Origin of the sequence: Alicyclobacillus cycloheptanicus (assembly GCF_028751525.1) — a bacterium.
In the GTDB taxonomy this organism is placed as follows: domain Bacteria; phylum Bacillota; class Bacilli; order Alicyclobacillales; family Alicyclobacillaceae; genus Alicyclobacillus_L; species Alicyclobacillus_L cycloheptanicus.
Window position 1 is genome coordinate 1,089,297 of record NZ_CP067097.1, and the last position, 16,977, is coordinate 1,106,273.

Consider the following 16,977-nt stretch of genomic DNA (forward strand, 5'->3'; position numbering starts at 1 on the left):
ATGTTTTCATATTGGTTCAGCCACGCCGCCCAGTGCCTTCGCAATGAGATCCGCCGTACGAATGAGTTCGGGCACGACTTGCGTTAGGAAGTCGATCCGGTCGACATCTGCCGTGCGCGTTGAAACATTAATTGCTGAAATTACGGCTCCGTCTGATGAAACAATGGGACACGCGGCAGCGCGCACGCCTAATTCATACTCTTCTTCAGAAATCGCCCATCCCTGTCGTTTGATTTCACTCAGTGCACCGACCAGGAGACTCACGCGGTCAATCGTCCTGCTGGTGTACGTTGTCAATTCGTCTGAACCGTATCGCTCAATCACCTCTTGAGTCGGGCGATGAGACAGCAAGACTTTCCCCACTGCAGTGGCGTGCGCTGGAAGCCTAGTGCCAATTTGGACACCTACACTGAGTGCTTCGCGTACTGAGACGTGTGCGACGTACACAACGTCAACGCCGTCGAGGATCGCCATGCTCGTTGAAGTCATCGTTTTTCTGCAGAATTCCTCTAAATATGGAACGGACTTTTCAGGCAGTGAGACGGATCGCAGGTACGTAGATGATAAGTCAAGTACTCGAGAAGTCATTTTGTATTTTCCATCTGTGGTTCGATCCACGTATCCCAAATTGCACAAGGTGGTCAAGAACCTACGGGTCGTTGCCTTGTCGAGTCCAGTCCCCTCAGTGATAGCGCTGAGCGTGAGCGGGAATCCTGATTTTGCAAGAAACTCGAATACAGAGAAGGTCCGAATCGCAGAGTTATTTAAGTACGCTTGAGATCCGTCATCCAATCTCTCCAGCCTCCTCCGTTTATTCACGTCCATACTCAATCATGAATTTCACTAAATGATACGATCGTTTCATTTAATGACTTTTAAATTATACCCACAACAATGAATTGTCAATCTTTATCGTCCATTCTGCACAAAAAAACTCCGGACCTGGGCTGCGTCCCACATGTCCGGAGGATGTCTTGAGCGAGTATATCCACTTCAAGCTTTCGATACAGTCTTTGCGATCCGTTCACCCATCGGAGGGCAAACGGTCGGAGACCTCTTTTGCAGCCTGGCGCACGTGGTGGATAAAGTCTTGCAAGGATGTGTCCGTCCTGCGGTAGATGGGACCGGCGACCGCCAGCCCCGCCAACAGCCTTCCCTGCCGTGACAGGATGGGTGCCGCAACGGAGTAAGCGCCCACATCCAACTCTTCCTCGCTGACGGCGTATCCAACTTGCAAAATTCGCTCGAGTTCCGCCATGAGCGCGCGCAGTTCATTGCCGGACAGCTGCGACTCAGCCTGCTGCAGAACTTTCGTGCGCTGCGCCGCGTCCGCGAAGGCCAGCAGGACTTTGCGCGACGCACCCCGATAGAGCGGGCGCACGCTGCCGACGCGGGTCGTCAGTTTGATCGGCGCCGGACTGTCAATCGACGCAATGCAGACCCCCTGCAAGGTGACGGCGTCGATCACGTTCAGACTCACAGTCTCGTGCGTCGTCCGCGCCAGCCGCTCCATCACCGGTTCGGCAAGGGTGCGCATGCTTTCGTTCGGATTCGCATGCAAACCGAGCAGATAGGCCCGCAGCCCCAGGCGGTACTTGCGCGTGTCCGGGTTCTGGGCGACATACCCCGCCTCCTCCAATGTGGCCACCAAACGGGCCACATTGGTTTGCGGAAGCTGGAGCGCCTGGGTCAGCTCCTTAATGCCAAGTTCCTGGACGTCGGGATTCGCAAAGCAATCCAGAATTTGAAGCCCTCGCGCCAACGTCTGGGCGGTGCGGGTTTTTGCGTGATGGTCCGCCGCCGCAACTGTCTCGCTCGGATTCAGACGTGACGCGGCACTTCTCATTCCGCCTGACCCTCCCAAGCTGGCAGCATCTTGTTGAGCTGCTTGTCGACGCGGTAGCCCAGCGCATACTCGGCTTGCATAATGGTGTGGATCTCGCGCGTCCCTTCGTAAATCACCAGCGCCTTCGCATTTCGCATATACCGTTCCACGGGGTACTCGTTGGAGTATCCGTACGCGCCGTAAATCTGAATGGCGTCAGACGCGCTCTGAAATGCCACATCGGAAGCAATCCACTTGGCCAGCGACGTCTCCCGCGTATTGCGGACCCCCTTGTTTTTGAGCCAGCCGGCCCGGTACACCAACAGCTGAGAGATTTGATAGCCGGCTTCCATTTTGGCGATCATCTGCTGCACCAGTTGGTGCTTTCCGATTTCCACGCCAAAGGTGTGCCGCTGGTGTGCGTATTCAACCGACGCATCCAAACAAGCGCGCGTCAATCCAGCCGCACCCGCTGCGACCGTGAACCGGCCGTTATCCAGGGCAGACATGGCGATTTTGAACCCTTCGCCTTCTTCGCCGAGCCGGTTTGCAGCCGGTACACGGACATCCTCCAAAATCACTTCGCCCGTATCGCCGCCGTGGATGCCCAGCTTGCCTTTGATGGGGCGCGTCGTCACACCCGGAAAGGAGCGTTCCACAATGAAAGCCGTCACGCCCCGGTGCTTCTTGTCCGGGTCAACGGTGGCAAAGATGAGGAAGTTGTCCGCGTAGTCGGCCATCGAGATCCAGATTTTTGAGCCGTTCAAGATGTAGCTGTCTCCGTCGCGGACGGCCCGTGTCTGGAGCGAGCCCGCATCCGATCCGGCATTCGGCTCTGTTAGCCCAAACGCCCCCAGCTTCTTCCCCTGCGCCTGCGGCTTCAGGTATTTTTCCTTTTGCTCCTCCGTGCCCCATTGCAGCACCGTCATGCTGTTCAGCCCCGTGTGTACCGAAACCGCCGTGCGGTACGCCGTATCGCCGTATTCCAGTTCCTCACAGACAATCGCCAGGGAGTTATAATCCATCCCTGCGCCGCCGTACTTCTCCGGAATGCAGACACCCATCAAGCCCAGATCTGCCAACTTGCGAACCACACCCATGTCAAAGTGATGGTCCTCGTCCCACTGCCGCATGTTCGGCGTGATCTCCGCCTTCGTGAATTTCCGCACCATATTCTGCAAATTTTGTTGCTCTTCCGTCAATGAAAAGTCAAGCATTGCATACAACTCCCTTCTCCATCATGAATTGAATCTGATGTTCGTCATAACCCAGCTCGGCGAGGAGGGTGGTGGTATGTTCTCCGTGGAACGGCGGCGGCAGCCGCAGTTCAGGCGGGGTCTCGGACAGCTTCAGCGGACTTCCGACCAGTTGAATCTGTCCCGCCGTTCGATGCACCACATCCCAGACCATGTCGCGCTGGACTGTCTCCTTGGCGCAAAGCGCCTCCTGGACGCTGCGGACGGGGCCGCAGGGAACCCCCGCCTTTTCCAAGCGGCGAATCACCTCCGCCGTCGACATCGCGCCCAAGTGCGCTTCGATGAGGGGGCACAAGGTGTCCCGGTGCTTGACCCGCATCGGATTGGTCGCATACCGCTCGTCCTCGTACAGCGGCGGGATCCCAAGCTCGTCGCAGAAATGACGAAACTGACGGTCGTTCCCCACCGTGATGACAACCGCGCCGTCGCGCGTGTGGAACAGCTGGTACGGCACGATGTTCGGGTGTCCATTGCCCAGACGGGGCGCGTCTTTCCCGCTGATGAGCACGTTGCTGGCGACGTTCGCGAGCATCGCGATCTGCGCATCGTACAATGCCATGTCAATCGCCTGGCCTTCGCCCGTGTGTGCACGGTGCATGAGTGCCGCCTGAATGGCGACGGTCGCATACAGCCCCGTGAACAAGTCGGTAATCGCGACCCCGACCTTCATTGGAGGGCCGGCAGGGTCGCCCGTAATGCTCATGAGTCCGCCGATGGCCTGCATGATGTAGTCGTACCCAGGCCGTGCGGAGCCCTGACCATGCCCAGAGATGGATGCGTAAATGATGTCCGGCCGAATCGCTCGCACCTGCTCATAGGACACGCCCAGCTTCTCTGCGGATGACGGCAGAAAATTCTGCAGCACGACATCCGCCCCCTCAATCAGTCGAGCCGCAACGGCGCGCCCCTCCACATCTGCAAGGTTCAGCGCGATGGAGCGTTTGTTTCGATTCACGCACAGGAAGTACGCGCTTTCGTCCCCGGCGAACGGCGGGCCCCAGCCACGGGTTTCGTCGCCATCCAGGGACTCAACCTTGATCACGTCCGCACCGAGGTCTGCGAGGTTCATCGTACAGAACGGCCCGGCCAACACCCGCGTAAAGTCAATCACACGCACCCCAGACAGTGGCAGCATGGTTTCACCTCCATTCGCCAGTTCTCCTGTGGAGAACAAGACTGCCTCGATTCCCTTGGCTCTATATTCCTATTATCGGAATTATATTCCGATAATTAAGTGAATACGGTCATTCTATCGCAGTATTTTGAGGAGTTCAAGTAGAATCGGCAACAATTCAAAAGGGCCGCCTCCGTGCAAATACACGTTCAGCGAGCCCTTTTATCGGCACAGCATCCACTTGCAGCGTCCTTATGCTCCTGATTCGTTGACTTCTTCAACTGTCAGCGCCGACGCTTGCCTTCCACGTTCACGTGTAAATAGCAGTAGGCCAAGGCCGCTGAGCAGGGCAAGGATAATCATGACCATGAATCCACTGCTGAAACTCCCTGTCGCCTGACTCACAAAACCCATCAGAGCTGGCGCGACAATTCCGGATAGCGCAAACGCGGCATCTACAAATCCTGCAGCCGCAGCAGGTTGCTCGGGGGCCGCATCAATTGACACCACCCACCAAAGCGGGCCCGTCACCATCCCAAAGCCAATGCCCAGGGAGATGAACGTAATGGAAACGCCAAGAGAAGGAGATGCGATGATCGGGATGAGCGATGCACCCGCAAGCAGAATTGCTACGCCCATTGTGATAAATCGCGTGCGGATGCTGGCACGACGCTTGTAGAACACGTCAACCAGGTATCCCCCAAGGACAGCGCCCACAGTCCCCGCCGCCCATGGCAGCACAGAGAATGCGCCAACCGCGGCGAGATTGAGCTTATATACCTGACCTAAATAACCCGGAAGCCAGTACATGAACGCCCAAAACATGAACCCCCATGCGAAATAACCGAACGCTGACCACCACAGGTTTCCGTTCTTGAAAATCTTTCCCCATTGCGTGCGCTGCAGGTGTGTCTCCTTCTCTTCCGCGATTTGCCCGGCCTCAATGTACTCACGTTCCGCTGCATTGACACGCTTGTGCTGACTGGGGGTGTCGCGGAACACACCAAGCCACAAGACAACCCAAAGCAGCCCCAGTAAACCAAGAATGACGAAGGTGCCTTTCCAGCCAATGCCACCTAGCAATGCGGTGACGACTGGGCCACCAATCATCAGACTGAAGGGTACCCCAGCTCCGACAATGAGCCCGAGTGCCTTCCCTCGTTCCTGGTTAGGCAGCCAACGGCTCATGGCTCGCGTTACGGCTGGAAACGCTGGTCCTTCGGAAACGCCCAGCAACACGCGGATGATGAATAGACCGACAGCTGAAGCCGCACCAGCCGTGAGAATCGTGACGATCGACCAAACGGCCGCTGCGGAAGTCCATACCCGTTTCACGCCGAAGCGATCAACAATGGGCCCCCCGACAAACGCGAGCACCAAATAGCCAATCGAGAAGGCGCTGCCAATGATACCCCACCAGAAATTATTAATGTGCAGCGCAGAGGTAATTGGCGCCGTGGCGTAGCTGACCGCGGAACGATCCAAATAGTTAATCAACGTAATGAACGCGACAAAAACAACAATCACCCATCGATACTTGGACCTCATCAAAAGCCCTCCTCATGTTAGACTTTTAAGTCTCCGTCGAATATTCGAACAGACAAAAAACCACCTCCCTCATTCCGCATTACAAAACGCGTACCGCAAAGTGAACACTCTATCGACAAGAAAGGAATTGGATTAGAGGAGTCATCTGGCTTGATTTCTACCGACGGAGGCGCCCTATCCATTCTGCCGCTGTTTCTACGCAGGCGATGTCAGCTAATTCATCGAGTGCACGTCGTTTGACATCTTCACGGAAGCTCGCGACTGCATCGGAAATCACAGTAATTTGCAAATCCCGCAAATAGGCGTCACGGACGGTCGCTGCAACACCGCCGTTCGCCGTGATCCCGCATACTGCCACACGCGTAATGGCCATGTCCCGTAAGAGGATCTCCAACGGCGTACAGTAGAAAGCGCTGTACCGCGGTTTGGTGACGGTGAGCGTCGGCGCTGGCAATTCCCTAGACCACTGACGCCCAGCATCGCCTCTGCGAAACCCGTAATCCCTGAGAAAAGGCCGATGACGCAAGAGTTGGTGGGAGGTCAGGACCGCGCCGTCCACGTCCTGGAAAACCGTAAACAGCGTCCCGATGCTTGGGAACCCCGCCGCCGCGGCAGCATTCGTCAAACGAGCAATGGTTGGCATGATGGCCCGAGTGGCCGAAATATCCATTCCACCGCGTGCGTATGCCCCGTCTGGGGCACAAAAATCCTCCTGCATATCCACCACAATGAGCGCTTCTCGTGCCCTATTGACCCCTTCTGCACCTTCCGGGCTGTGCAACATAAGCGACATCTCATCACCCTCCTGCAGGTCGTGTTCCGGTCATATCACCCATACGGACTGACAACGCTTGTGCTGCCTCCAACAATCTGGATACGATGTGAGATTCGGACTGCCGCAGCCGCTCTTCCGGACCCGAAACCGTCAGTCCAGCGACCAATACCCCAGACTTGCCACGCACTGGCGCCGAAATGCCACAGGCGCCTTCAACGCGATCGCTGTACGTAATGGCATACCCTTGGCGCTGAATCATCTCTAGCTCCTGGACTAGCGCCTGGCGCCTGTCCGCGTCTTCGGACGGTATCGCTGCATCGATAATGGCGGCGGCCTCCGCATCTGGCAAATTCGCCAACAGCACTTTACCGGAAGCGCCCGCGAGCAATGAGTTTCGAGTTCCAATCTTCACGAAGTTACGAATGGCATGGGACCCCTCCACGAGTTCAATGCAGATCCGCTCCCCACCGTCGAGTACGTTCAGATTGACGGTTTCCCGTGTTTCCTCGGCGAGGCGCTGCATAATGGGCAGCGCACTTCGCCTCAGATCCATCTGATTGCCCACAATCGCTCCCAGCGCGAACAAGCCGAACCCGAGCCGATACAGTCCTGTCCGCTCATCCTGCTCAATCCACTGGTGCTTGCGCAAGGCGCTTAACAAGCGGTACACCGTAGGTTTTGGAAGATGTGCAGCATCCGCAATTTCCCCCAGGGACAGCTCCTCCACGTCCATCGAAAAACAGTTGAGGATTGCAACTGCTCGGTCGATCGACTGGACACCGTCGTGGCGTGGGGACTGCCCCGTTTCTGGCCGTCGTGATTGTCCCGCCATGAACTTATCTCCTGTCTTCGCAAAATCGGCGATTACATGTCCGCCGTCTGCCGTTTCATTCGCCATCGCCCGCTCTGCCCCTGCTTGTGTCAAGACGATGATAGCGGCAGGACATACTCGCCAGCCTCTTCCAAGCGCCGCGAGGTCCCTTCAGAAACGGACAGAAGGAGGTGTCCATAGGAATCAACGACACATGACATGTTCGGTTCTACGACGGTTGTCGTGTCAAGCTGCTCCACAATGGCAGGTCCATCGAATGCCGCACCAGGCCGCAAATGTTCACGAAGGTAGACCGGCGTCTCAACAAAGCGTCCGTCGAAGTAGACGGGCCTTGTTTTGATAGGCGCCGGCGAGTCCCCTTGCCCCGGTGCCGTGTCCTCGGCATCCTCGATCAACCCGCGCAAGTCAAACTTGGGGCGAATGCCAATTACCGTCGCTCGAAGTGTTTGAACGCGAATGGGGATGTTCTCGAGCACCCGCGAAAACTCGTGCGCATACACTTGTTCAAAGGCGTTTTGCACACAGGCCAGGGTCATCTCTTCTTGGGGTAATTCGACCAGCACCGTGTGCGTCTGACCCTCGTACGCCATGTCCGCCTGATACACCACTTCTACATCCGTGACCGCCACACCACTCTCCTCGAGCAGCCGTCGTCCCTCCGCCTCAAATCCGCGGAGAATTTCCGCAGCTTCGTCAACATCGAAATCATCGAGCAAACGGTTTACAGTGCGGAGATAATCATATTGAACGTTGGCGGTAATGCAGCCGAGGGCAGAGGTGATGCCTGGATAGTAGGGGACAACCGCTGTGCCAATGCCGCACTCCCGGATCAAAGCTGCGGCGTGCAGGGGGCCGGCGCCTCCGAATGGCACCAACGCGAAGCCGCGCGGATCGTGGCCGCGCTCAACTGAAATGAGCCGCAGCGCACCGGCCATTTTACTGGTTGCCACCTTGAGAATCGCTTCCGCCGCCGCGTAGGCGTCCAGACCAAGCGGCTTCGCGATGTGCTCCTCAATCGCACGCTTCGCTCCTTCTACGTCAAGCGAAGTTCCCTTGGCTCCGATCGGATCATCCGCATCAATGCGCCCCAAGATGACGTTCGCATCGGTCACCGTTGGCCGCGTGCCTCCGCGGCCGAACGCAACCGGCCCCGGATAACTCCCCGCTGACTCCGGGCCAACTTGCAAGAAGCCGGCGCCGTCCATCCAGGCAATGCTGCCTCCGCCGGCACCGATGGTTGTGATTTCAATCATCGGCACTCGCACAACCACACCAAACTCAACCTTTTGCTCACTCTGCATGCTGGGTCTGCCGTCTGTGATGAGAGATACATCGAACGACGTTCCACCCATGTCCGCAGAAATCACATTGGGGAACCCCGAGGAAAGTCCGACTTGGGCAGCTGCAATGACCCCTGCCGCCGGTCCAGACAGCACCGTATTTACCGACTTGTGCCGCGCGGTATCTGAAGACATCACACCGCCATTGCTTTGAATGATTGACACGTCATGTGTATAGCCATTGTCGGCAAGGCGTTTCTGCAAAAGGCTCAAGTAGTGGTCGATTTTCGGCTGAATGTACGCGTTCACCACGGTAGTGGACGTACGCTCCCACTCCCTGATTTCCGGCAGAATATCATAGGATGCACTGATGTATGCGTTGGGCCACACGCTCCGGAGCAATTCGACGGCTCGTTTTTCGTGACTGGCGTTCGCATACGAGTGTAAGAAGCAAACAGCGAGCGACTCCACCCCCGCCGCCTTAAGTGCCTCCGCCGCGGCCAGGACCTCCTGCTCATTCAGTTCTTCCCGCACGGAACCGTCAGCAAGCACCCGCTGTCCCACCTCGAATCGCCACTTACGCGGTACAAGTGGTTTATAGTCGCCCCACAGTCCCCAGGTTTGCGCCCGTTCGCGGCGCCGCATTTCCAATACATCACGGAATCCTTTGGTCGTAATGAGACCGACATTGGAACCTTTGCGCTCCAATACAGCGTTGGTGCCGACGGTCGTGCCGTGGATGATTCGCTGAATCCTTGAGACGTCAACGCCGGACGCCTCAATCCCGCACAAAAAGCCAATCGACTGGTCTTCCAACGTGCTCGGGGTCTTCACTACGCGTACTTTCCCAGTGTCGGAGTCGAAAATTAAAATATCGGTAAACGTCCCGCCAACGTCCACACCCACTAAAATCGCCATCGAATGTATCCTCCCTTGCTCCCGTTGAATGTCGACTCGAACGCCAGTACCCGGTCAGATCGCGCTGCGCGTTGTGACATATCCATTGTCCACGTCGTCTTGAAGCGCTTGAGCAGCGCGTTCCGACGCAGGTCCGTACCCTCCGCCGCCTGGCGTTTCCAGTCGAACTCGATGACCCCGGCTGAGTTTCACATCCACCACTTTCGAAACCATCGGCGGAACCTCTTCTTCCACTCCTCGCCGGAAAGATATACGGTTGAGCGCAGCAGATTCTCCTCCGAGCACGCCAAAGGGCGCGAACTTTCCCCTGTCTCCTAGGAAGAAGCAGTTGGCCTCTTCTCCGAGCACTTCAATCTCATAATTGGCGCCAAGCCCACCACGGTGTCTACCTGCGCCAAATGAATCCGGACGCAGGGACCATTCGGTAAACATGAGTGGATACGCAGCCTCTACCAGCTCAAGCGGAGTGATAGACGCGGTCGAAATCGGGTTGCTGCCATGATTCAGACCGTCCGACACGTTGCTGCCCCCTAGACCGCCGCCGTAATACATGAACATGATGTAGTTCTCTCCGGGTTTCTTCTCGCCGCTGATGGCCAAGCAATTGACTGTTCCATACGGTGCGGCATACGAGCGCTCCGGTGCCGCCTGCGACATAGCGCCGAAAATGACGCCAATGACCCGCAGAATCACTTCGAGATAGCCGCCAACCGGCCGCGGTGGCTGTACGTTGAGCAGCGTCGTATCTGGAATGTGGATATCCACCGGCTCGAAACACCCTGCATTTGCGGGTGCCTCCGGAAACAATTGTTTAAGCGCCACATAGCAGCAAGCGACTGCTGTAGAATAGGCGATGTTCAGCGGTCCGCGGCAAGGCGGGGAGGTCCGAGAGAAGTCCAGTTTCAGACGGTCACCCGCGATGGTGAGGTCAACCGCAATTTTTAGCGGCACATCGTCAATGCCGTCGTTGTCCAGCCAGTCTTCGAAAGAATAAGTCCCATCAGGAATTTTCGCGATTTCTGACTTCATAAGCCGCGCAGAACGGCTTCGCAGTTCGCGCATCACGCCGAGGATGGTGTCCTTTCCGTATTGGTCGAACAGTTCACGAAGGCGCCGCTCCCCAACCTCCAGCGCATTCAACTGCGCGTATAAGTCACCGTAGGCGTAACGCGGCAGACGACTATTCGTTAGAAAGATGTCGACAATGTCTTCATTAAGTACACCCTTCGACTTCAACTTGACTGGCCGGACCATGAACCCTTCCTGGAAGAATTCCGTTGCCTTTGCGTTAAAACCGCCCGGGACGGCGCCGCCGACGTCCATCCAGTGTCCTGTACCCGCCATATAGAACAAATGCTCCCCTTCATAAAAGAACGGCTTCACGAGTTTTACATCCTGCAAGTGAGTCCCCCCAAGGTATGGGTCATTGAAGATGTAAACATCTCCTTCTTGTAAGTCCCCCTTGGCGAGCACGCGATCGATCACCGCCTTCACGGCAAACTGCATTGAACCAACAAAGATGGGCAAACCATTCTTTCCTTGAATGATGGTTCCGCCAGAATCTTTCTCATAGAACCCATGACATGCGTCGTGCCCCTCCGCGATGACCGGGCAAAATGCCGAACGATACAAAGTCAGGTCCATCTCGTCCGCAATTTCTTCAAGTCGACCCTTGACGACGGCAAGAGTAATCGGGTCCATTCCATCAACCTCCTTGTGAGTCCCTGGACAAACCAGGCGTCAATCGACAGCGTACATCTGCTCTAGTTGGTTTAATTCTTCAATGCCCAGCAAACGATTGAGTTCAGGGAATAACATCATTTCCTGCAGGAGCGGCTGGCTTGATCCATGGTCTCGTAAGCTTGCAAGGGCTCGCTCTACATGCCTTGCGACAATCCTGGTGACCATGTTTGGGTAAATCACGATTCGATATCCGATTTTTTGTAGTTCCTCGTTCGGAAGCAAGGGCGTCTTTCCCCCTTCGACCATATTCGCGAGGCAGGGCGCCGCAATCACGCGATTCAATTCCGCCATCTGCTCGGGACCCGTCGGTGCCTCAACGAAAATGACATCTGCCCCTGCATCCTCGTATCGCTTCGCCCGCTCAAGCGCGTCAGCAAATCCATTCACCGCTAACGCGTCCGTTCGGGCAATGATCAGCGTATTCGGATCCTGACGTGCGTCCACTGCGGCCTTTATTTTCATTGCGCCTTCTTTTGCCGGTATCAGCACTTTCTTGGCCAAGTGGCCACATTTTTTGGGATATGCTTGGTCCTCGAGCTGAATGGCGAAGGCACCGGCTGCCTCGTACATCTGCACCGTTCGCCGCACGTTCAGAGCGTTGCCGTACCCGTTATCCGCATCAGCTATAATCGGAATCGCCACGCCTTGACGAACGCGTTGGAGCGCCTGCAGCATCTCGTGAAAACTGATGAGGCCTAAATCGGGTTGCCCCAGCGTACTGTACGAGACCCCAGCTCCGCTCAGGTACACTGCCTCGAATCCACTCCGCTGCACCAGCTTCGCCGTAAGGGCGTCATATGCACCAGGTGCTGTGACAATGTTGTCCCGTCCCTCCACGCGCCGCCGAAATTCCGCTCGCGTCCATTCTTTCTCCTGCCGACTCATCGTGCTGCATCCCCTTCATTCGCGAATCTGCTTTCCAGGTATTTCACTAGCCCCCCTGCTTGCAGAATATCCATCACGTTTTGCGGGAAAGGGCGAAACGTATACTGTTCTGACTTCGTCAGGTTTACAATGGCGCCTTCCATCAGCCTGACTTCGAGCACATCCTCCTGATCAATCCGGCCAGCGTCCGCACATTCGAGCACGGGCAGTCCCAAATTGATTGCGTTGCGATAAAAGATGCGCGCGAAGAATGGAGCGATCACGGCGGCGATACCGGCATCCTTCAGTACGCCAGGCGCCGTCTCGCGGCTGGATCCACAGCCAAAGTTCTTCCCCGCGACGATGATGTCGCCAGCTTGAACCTTTCGGCCAAACGTCGGATCCACACCTTCCATCACATGCGCGACCAGTTCCGCCCCAGAGAATTTCAAGTACTGCCCAGGAATGATAACGTCTGTGTCGACATTGTCACCGAACTTCCAGCCACGTCCTTGCAGTATCGCGTTCACTCCGCCACCCCCCGTGCCACTGCAGCCACTTCTGTACCAATGGCATCCGTACCAGCCACGGTTGCCGGGTCTGCCACATACCCTGCCACGGCAGATGCGGCCACAGTTGCAGGCGACCCAAGGTACACCGAAGACTGTCGATTCCCCATTCTGCCCGGGAAATTTCGGTTGGTGGACGAGATGCACACTTCTCCCGCAGCGAGAATACCGTGTCCAAGCCCCGCACATGCGCCGCAACCCGTTGGCAGAAACTGCGCGCCAGCCTCTAGCAAGGTCGTGACAATGCCCGCTTCCACCGCCTGCCTGAATACGCGAACCGAAGCAGGCGCAACCAACAAACGAACCCCTGGCGCAACGTGTCTCCCGCGCAGCACCTGTGCCGCAGCCTCCAAATCTGTGAACTTGGCTCCCGTGCAGGCACCGATGTAGGCTTGATGAATCCTCACGCCTTCATCTTCAAGGTTTTTGGCAGTGTCGACATTCTCTGGGGCGTGTGGCTTCGCCACAAGCGGCCTTAAGGCCGAGGCATCCATTACAACTTCTCGAATGTAGTTTGCATCGCCGTCTGCATAGACCGCGTCAAACTCCGTTACGCCTCGCTCCGCCAGATAATCGAAAACAATCTGGTTAGGTGCAATGACTCCAGCCTTCGCTCCGAGTTCGATCGACATATTGGATAAAACCAAGCGCTCATCCATGGACAACCTCTCCACAGCCGTGCCGGTGTACTCAACCGCTTGATAGGTCGCACCGTCTCCACCCATCTTGGAAATGAGTGCGAGCATCATGTCCTTGGCCATCGCACCCTTCGGCAGATTTCCCTTCCAAGTGACCCGAATGGTTTCTGGAACCTTGATCCACGTTTGACCCGTGACCATGATGCCGAGCATATCAGTTGACCCTACTGCGATTGCAAATGCGCCGACTGCTCCCGCAGTCGTGCTGTGCGAATCGGCTCCCACATACATCATTCCGGGCCGAACATACCCCATTTCGACGGGGACAATGTGACAAATCCCCTCCGCCTCATGGAAACGTTTGATTCCTTGGGCCTTCGCAAATTCACGCGTAATCCGCAGAATTTCAGCCTCCACGGAATCGTTGGCAGGCGTAAAATGGTCCGTAATGAGTACCACTTTGTCGGGATTCCACACCTTGCGTCCCAATTTCTCCATCGTTTTGCCAATGCGGCGAGGCCCGGTGGAATCGTGCATCATGGCGATGTCTACGTTGACCGTGACGATCATCCCTGGCTGCACGTCTTTCACGCCACTCGCCCGCTCGGCAATTTTCTGAACCAGTGTCTTTCCCATCCCAGTCACCTCATCTCATTGAACTCCTGTGATGGCGCCCGCTGCATGCGTACCGGCGATGTACCCGAGCGCCACAGCGGAAAGCAGTCCATTCCCGGACAGGTACCCCTTCGGCTGGTCGCCTGAGAGGCCCTCTGCCGCACCGCCTCCGGCGTACAGGTTCGTGAATATCGTCCCGTCTTGACGCAAGACTTGAGCGTTTTCGTTGATCTTCAATCCGCCTTGCGTATGAAACAACGCTGGCCCGATGCGAATTCCATAATAGGGTGCCTGCAGTGGTCGACAATCCGGCCGGCCAAACGCATCTTCCGCGTCCAGGTTCTTGTGATACTCGGCGAGCGTGTTTCTCACGGACTGACTTGGCAAATGAAAGGCAGTCTCGTATTCATCGAGTGTCTCAAATCGCCGGACCGCACCTACCTCAATGGCCATTCGAAAATCGTGGACGGTATAGGCGGCTTCATAGGCGGCTTGATCGAACAGCTCATACGCGACACCACCGGGTTGGCGTTTCACCTCCGCCGCCATTTCGGAATATCCCTGTAGTTCATTCGCGAACCTTTCGCCCCTTTGATTCAGCAAAATGCCACCCGTCATGACCGTGCCCCAAGTGATAAGAATGCCATGCGGAACTGCAACCGAAGCATGCCCCTGGTAGCCGTGCATCGATGCCCATATGGCGCCAAGTTCCCTGGCCATCCGGAGTCCATCGCCCGTGTTTCCTTCATGCCCGAAGTACAGTGCGTCAGCCATTTCCGGGATAAACGTGCGCACCATGTCCGGATTGCCTCCAAAGCCATTGCACGCCAGCACTACCGCGTCGGCCTTGACACGCAGCGGTTCATCTGGCTGTTCAACAAGAACGCCCCGAACCCGAGTACCATCTGCCTCATCAGGAATCAGTTTTCTGACGGGCGACTGGAGCGCCAGCGTCAAGTTGGGGCATCGCTTTGCCGCCGTTTCCAGTGACCGTAGCAGGTCACGCCCAAATCTGGACGATGGCGCGTGCATCCTGAACGCACTGAAACCCGGGTAGGCAAACTCCGTACAGACAGTCAGGGAGATCCCACATCTGTCAACCAGCCATTCAACAGCTGTGTTGGCGATTTCACTCACCGCCCGCGTCACCACCGGATCACTCGTACCGCCATTTTTGCGCATGATGTCGTCATAGAGCATTTGAGGTGAATCGACAATTCCAAGTTCTCGTTGAAAGCGAGTCCCCGCTGCCGGAATCATGCCTTGACTGAGTGCTGTGTTCCCTCGCAATTGTGCCAGCTTCTCCAAAACCACGACGTCAAACCCACGTTCCGCCAAGCGCAATGCCGCAATCAGTCCGCATGCTCCCGCCCCGACGACAACGGCGTCGACTTCGAGATCCCAGAGGTACGCCACCTTCAACACCGCCTTGCAGATCGGATTTCGCAGAGTTATTCCGCAATACGAAATGCATTTCGTATTCAGATATGTATATCATAGAAGAACAAATTTGTACTGTCAATTCAGAAGATCATACTTTTACGACAAATCTCACTTACATTTCACGGAATAATTTGGGACAGGATAATGGCACACACAACCTTGATTGAAGGGTGTCACACCAGTTGGACAACTATCGGAATCGAAACAACAAATACAGACGATACAAGGCGTATGTCAGCGTGCTTGGCACCACGCAGCTGCACAGACACAATCCCTACATCGTCGCATGGTGGTCGGCGGCGTTCCCTGGGTTTGGCCATCTCCTGTTAAGTAAATACCTCCGTGGATTCGCATTGTTCATCTGGGAAGTGTTCGTCAACTATCAAGCCAGAATCAACCTGGCGATGGTCGATACATTTCGAGGGCACATTGAACTCGCAAAATATGATTTGCATCCACGGTGGGCACTGATGTACATTCCCGTGTATCTATTTGGGATTTGGGATAGTTACCGCACCGCCGTCGACATGAACAACCTGTACTTGCTCGCCGAACACGAAGACGCTCCCTACAACACCTTCAGTATTGGCTCCATTGAAATCAATTACCTGGACAAGCGAACGCCTGTCTTGTCCGTCATTTGGTCACTCTTTATGCCTGGACTCGGCCAGTTACACATCCACCGTATTTTGACCGCATTCTTCGCACTCATCTGGACGATTGTCTTTCTCTATGCATCCCATGCGCTGGAAGCCGTACACTTTCTGTTCCTTGGGGACATTCCCCGCGCAACACAGGTATTAGACAGGCAATGGCTGCTGTACATGCCTTCCATGTGGGGATTCGCCGTTTACGATTCCTACGTCAACACAGTCGAAAACAATCAATTGTATGAGTCCGAGCAAAGAAAATTTCTCATAAAGAACTACCAGAGTCCCGAGTTTCAAATTCGAAGAGGGAAAGTTGTTGAGCGATGAAGCAGATTTATGCCACTTTTGAACACTGTGTCCGCCTGGAACTAGCCATCAGCGCACTCGAACACGAACGCATACCCAAAGACCGCATTTTTGCGGTGCCTCTTCACAACCGCAAGGGAGAACGAAGATTATTCGATACCATGCACCAGTCCGACGGCGTTTCTTTTATCGGTACAGGCGCAGCCATTGGCACGGCTTTGTCCGTCGTTGGCGCCAGCGTGGGGTTCTCACTGAAGTGGGGACCGATTTATTGGGGGCTCATTGGTGCTGGCGCCGGATTCGTCATCGGATTTCTGATTGACTTATTTTTCAATACAGTCATCCGAAAACAACAGAGGCGCCTACGAGGCAAGCATCCGCAAGTGGTTCTCATTGTGACGTGCGACGACCAACAAGCGGATACGGTAGAGGACATTCTTTGGCACTTCTCGGCGTTCGGAGTCGCCAGCGTGGAATGCCAACCAGAGGGGTGATTGCTCGTGCCTCGCGTGTAAACCCTGTCCCTCCACTGCCCGACTATCGGCTATAAAATCTTTCATACATATCAAGTCTTCAAAGTAGCCTGGGCTGACACCCCACT

General features: G+C 55.8%; 15 protein-coding genes. 2 read left to right on the forward strand and 13 right to left on the reverse strand.

Annotation, left to right across the window (positions count from 1 at the left end):
* Window positions 1-6: 6 nt before the first annotated feature.
* From JI721_RS05005 to JI721_RS05065, 13 genes are all read right to left on the reverse strand, one after another.
* Window positions 7-792: an IclR family transcriptional regulator gene (locus tag JI721_RS05005; RefSeq protein WP_274456968.1), complete on the reverse strand. Its 786-nt coding sequence runs from the start codon at window positions 790-792 to the stop codon at window positions 7-9.
* A 232-nt stretch (window positions 793-1,024) separates the two neighbouring features.
* Window positions 1,025-1,846 carry an IclR family transcriptional regulator gene (locus JI721_RS05010; RefSeq protein WP_274456969.1) on the reverse strand — a complete coding sequence of 274 codons (822 nt, stop codon included), beginning with the start codon at window positions 1,844-1,846 and terminating at the stop codon, window positions 1,025-1,027.
* On the reverse strand, window positions 1,843-3,042 hold the full coding sequence (locus JI721_RS05015) for an acyl-CoA dehydrogenase family protein (protein WP_274456970.1): 1,200 nt from the start codon (window positions 3,040-3,042) through the stop codon (window positions 1,843-1,845). Before JI721_RS05015 ends, JI721_RS05010 begins: the two co-directional genes overlap by 4 nt.
* Window positions 3,035-4,216, reverse strand: coding sequence for a CaiB/BaiF CoA transferase family protein (locus JI721_RS05020; RefSeq protein WP_274456971.1), 1,182 nt, complete (start codon window positions 4,214-4,216; stop codon window positions 3,035-3,037). Before JI721_RS05020 ends, JI721_RS05015 begins: the two co-directional genes overlap by 8 nt.
* 231 nt (window positions 4,217-4,447) lie before the next feature.
* Window positions 4,448-5,743, reverse strand: a complete 1,296-nt coding sequence (locus JI721_RS05025; protein ID WP_274456972.1) for an MFS transporter — start codon at window positions 5,741-5,743, stop codon at window positions 4,448-4,450.
* 157 nt (window positions 5,744-5,900) lie between these two features.
* Complete coding sequence (locus tag JI721_RS05030; RefSeq protein WP_274456973.1) at window positions 5,901-6,536, reverse strand: cysteine hydrolase family protein; 636 nt, start codon at window positions 6,534-6,536, stop codon at window positions 5,901-5,903.
* Window positions 6,537-6,540: 4 nt separating this feature from the next.
* Entirely contained in the window at window positions 6,541-7,350 is an 810-nt protein-coding gene (locus JI721_RS05035; protein ID WP_274456974.1) for an IclR family transcriptional regulator, read from the reverse strand.
* Between the two features lie 89 nt (window positions 7,351-7,439).
* The gene (locus JI721_RS05040; protein WP_274456975.1) at window positions 7,440-9,548 is read right to left on the reverse strand and encodes a hydantoinase/oxoprolinase family protein; all 2,109 of its coding nucleotides are present in this window, start codon (window positions 9,546-9,548) and stop codon (window positions 7,440-7,442) included.
* 54 nt (window positions 9,549-9,602) lie between these two features.
* The gene (locus JI721_RS05045) at window positions 9,603-11,249 is read right to left on the reverse strand and encodes a hydantoinase B/oxoprolinase family protein (RefSeq protein ID WP_274456976.1); all 1,647 of its coding nucleotides are present in this window, start codon (window positions 11,247-11,249) and stop codon (window positions 9,603-9,605) included.
* 39 nt (window positions 11,250-11,288) lie between these two features.
* On the reverse strand, window positions 11,289-12,176 hold the full coding sequence (locus JI721_RS05050) for an isocitrate lyase/PEP mutase family protein (protein ID WP_274456977.1): 888 nt from the start codon (window positions 12,174-12,176) through the stop codon (window positions 11,289-11,291).
* Window positions 12,173-12,685 (reverse strand): 3-isopropylmalate dehydratase small subunit, encoded by a 513-nt coding sequence (locus JI721_RS05055; protein ID WP_274456978.1) that lies wholly within the window; start codon window positions 12,683-12,685, stop codon window positions 12,173-12,175. Before JI721_RS05055 ends, JI721_RS05050 begins: the two co-directional genes overlap by 4 nt.
* The gene (locus JI721_RS05060; RefSeq protein WP_274456979.1) at window positions 12,682-13,998 is read right to left on the reverse strand and encodes a 3-isopropylmalate dehydratase large subunit; all 1,317 of its coding nucleotides are present in this window, start codon (window positions 13,996-13,998) and stop codon (window positions 12,682-12,684) included. Before JI721_RS05060 ends, JI721_RS05055 begins: the two co-directional genes overlap by 4 nt.
* Window positions 13,999-14,013: 15 nt before the next feature.
* Window positions 14,014-15,393, reverse strand: coding sequence for an FAD-dependent oxidoreductase (locus JI721_RS05065; protein ID WP_274456980.1), 1,380 nt, complete (start codon window positions 15,391-15,393; stop codon window positions 14,014-14,016).
* 209 nt (window positions 15,394-15,602) lie between these two features.
* Here JI721_RS05065 and JI721_RS05070 point away from each other — a divergent pair, with 209 nt between their 5' ends.
* Entirely contained in the window at window positions 15,603-16,397 is a 795-nt protein-coding gene (locus tag JI721_RS05070; RefSeq protein WP_274456981.1) for a hypothetical protein, read from the forward strand.
* Entirely contained in the window at window positions 16,394-16,870 is a 477-nt protein-coding gene (locus tag JI721_RS05075; RefSeq protein WP_274456982.1) for a hypothetical protein, read from the forward strand. The genes JI721_RS05070 and JI721_RS05075 overlap by 4 nt, the downstream gene beginning before the upstream one ends.
* The last annotated feature ends 107 nt before the right edge of the window (window positions 16,871-16,977 follow it).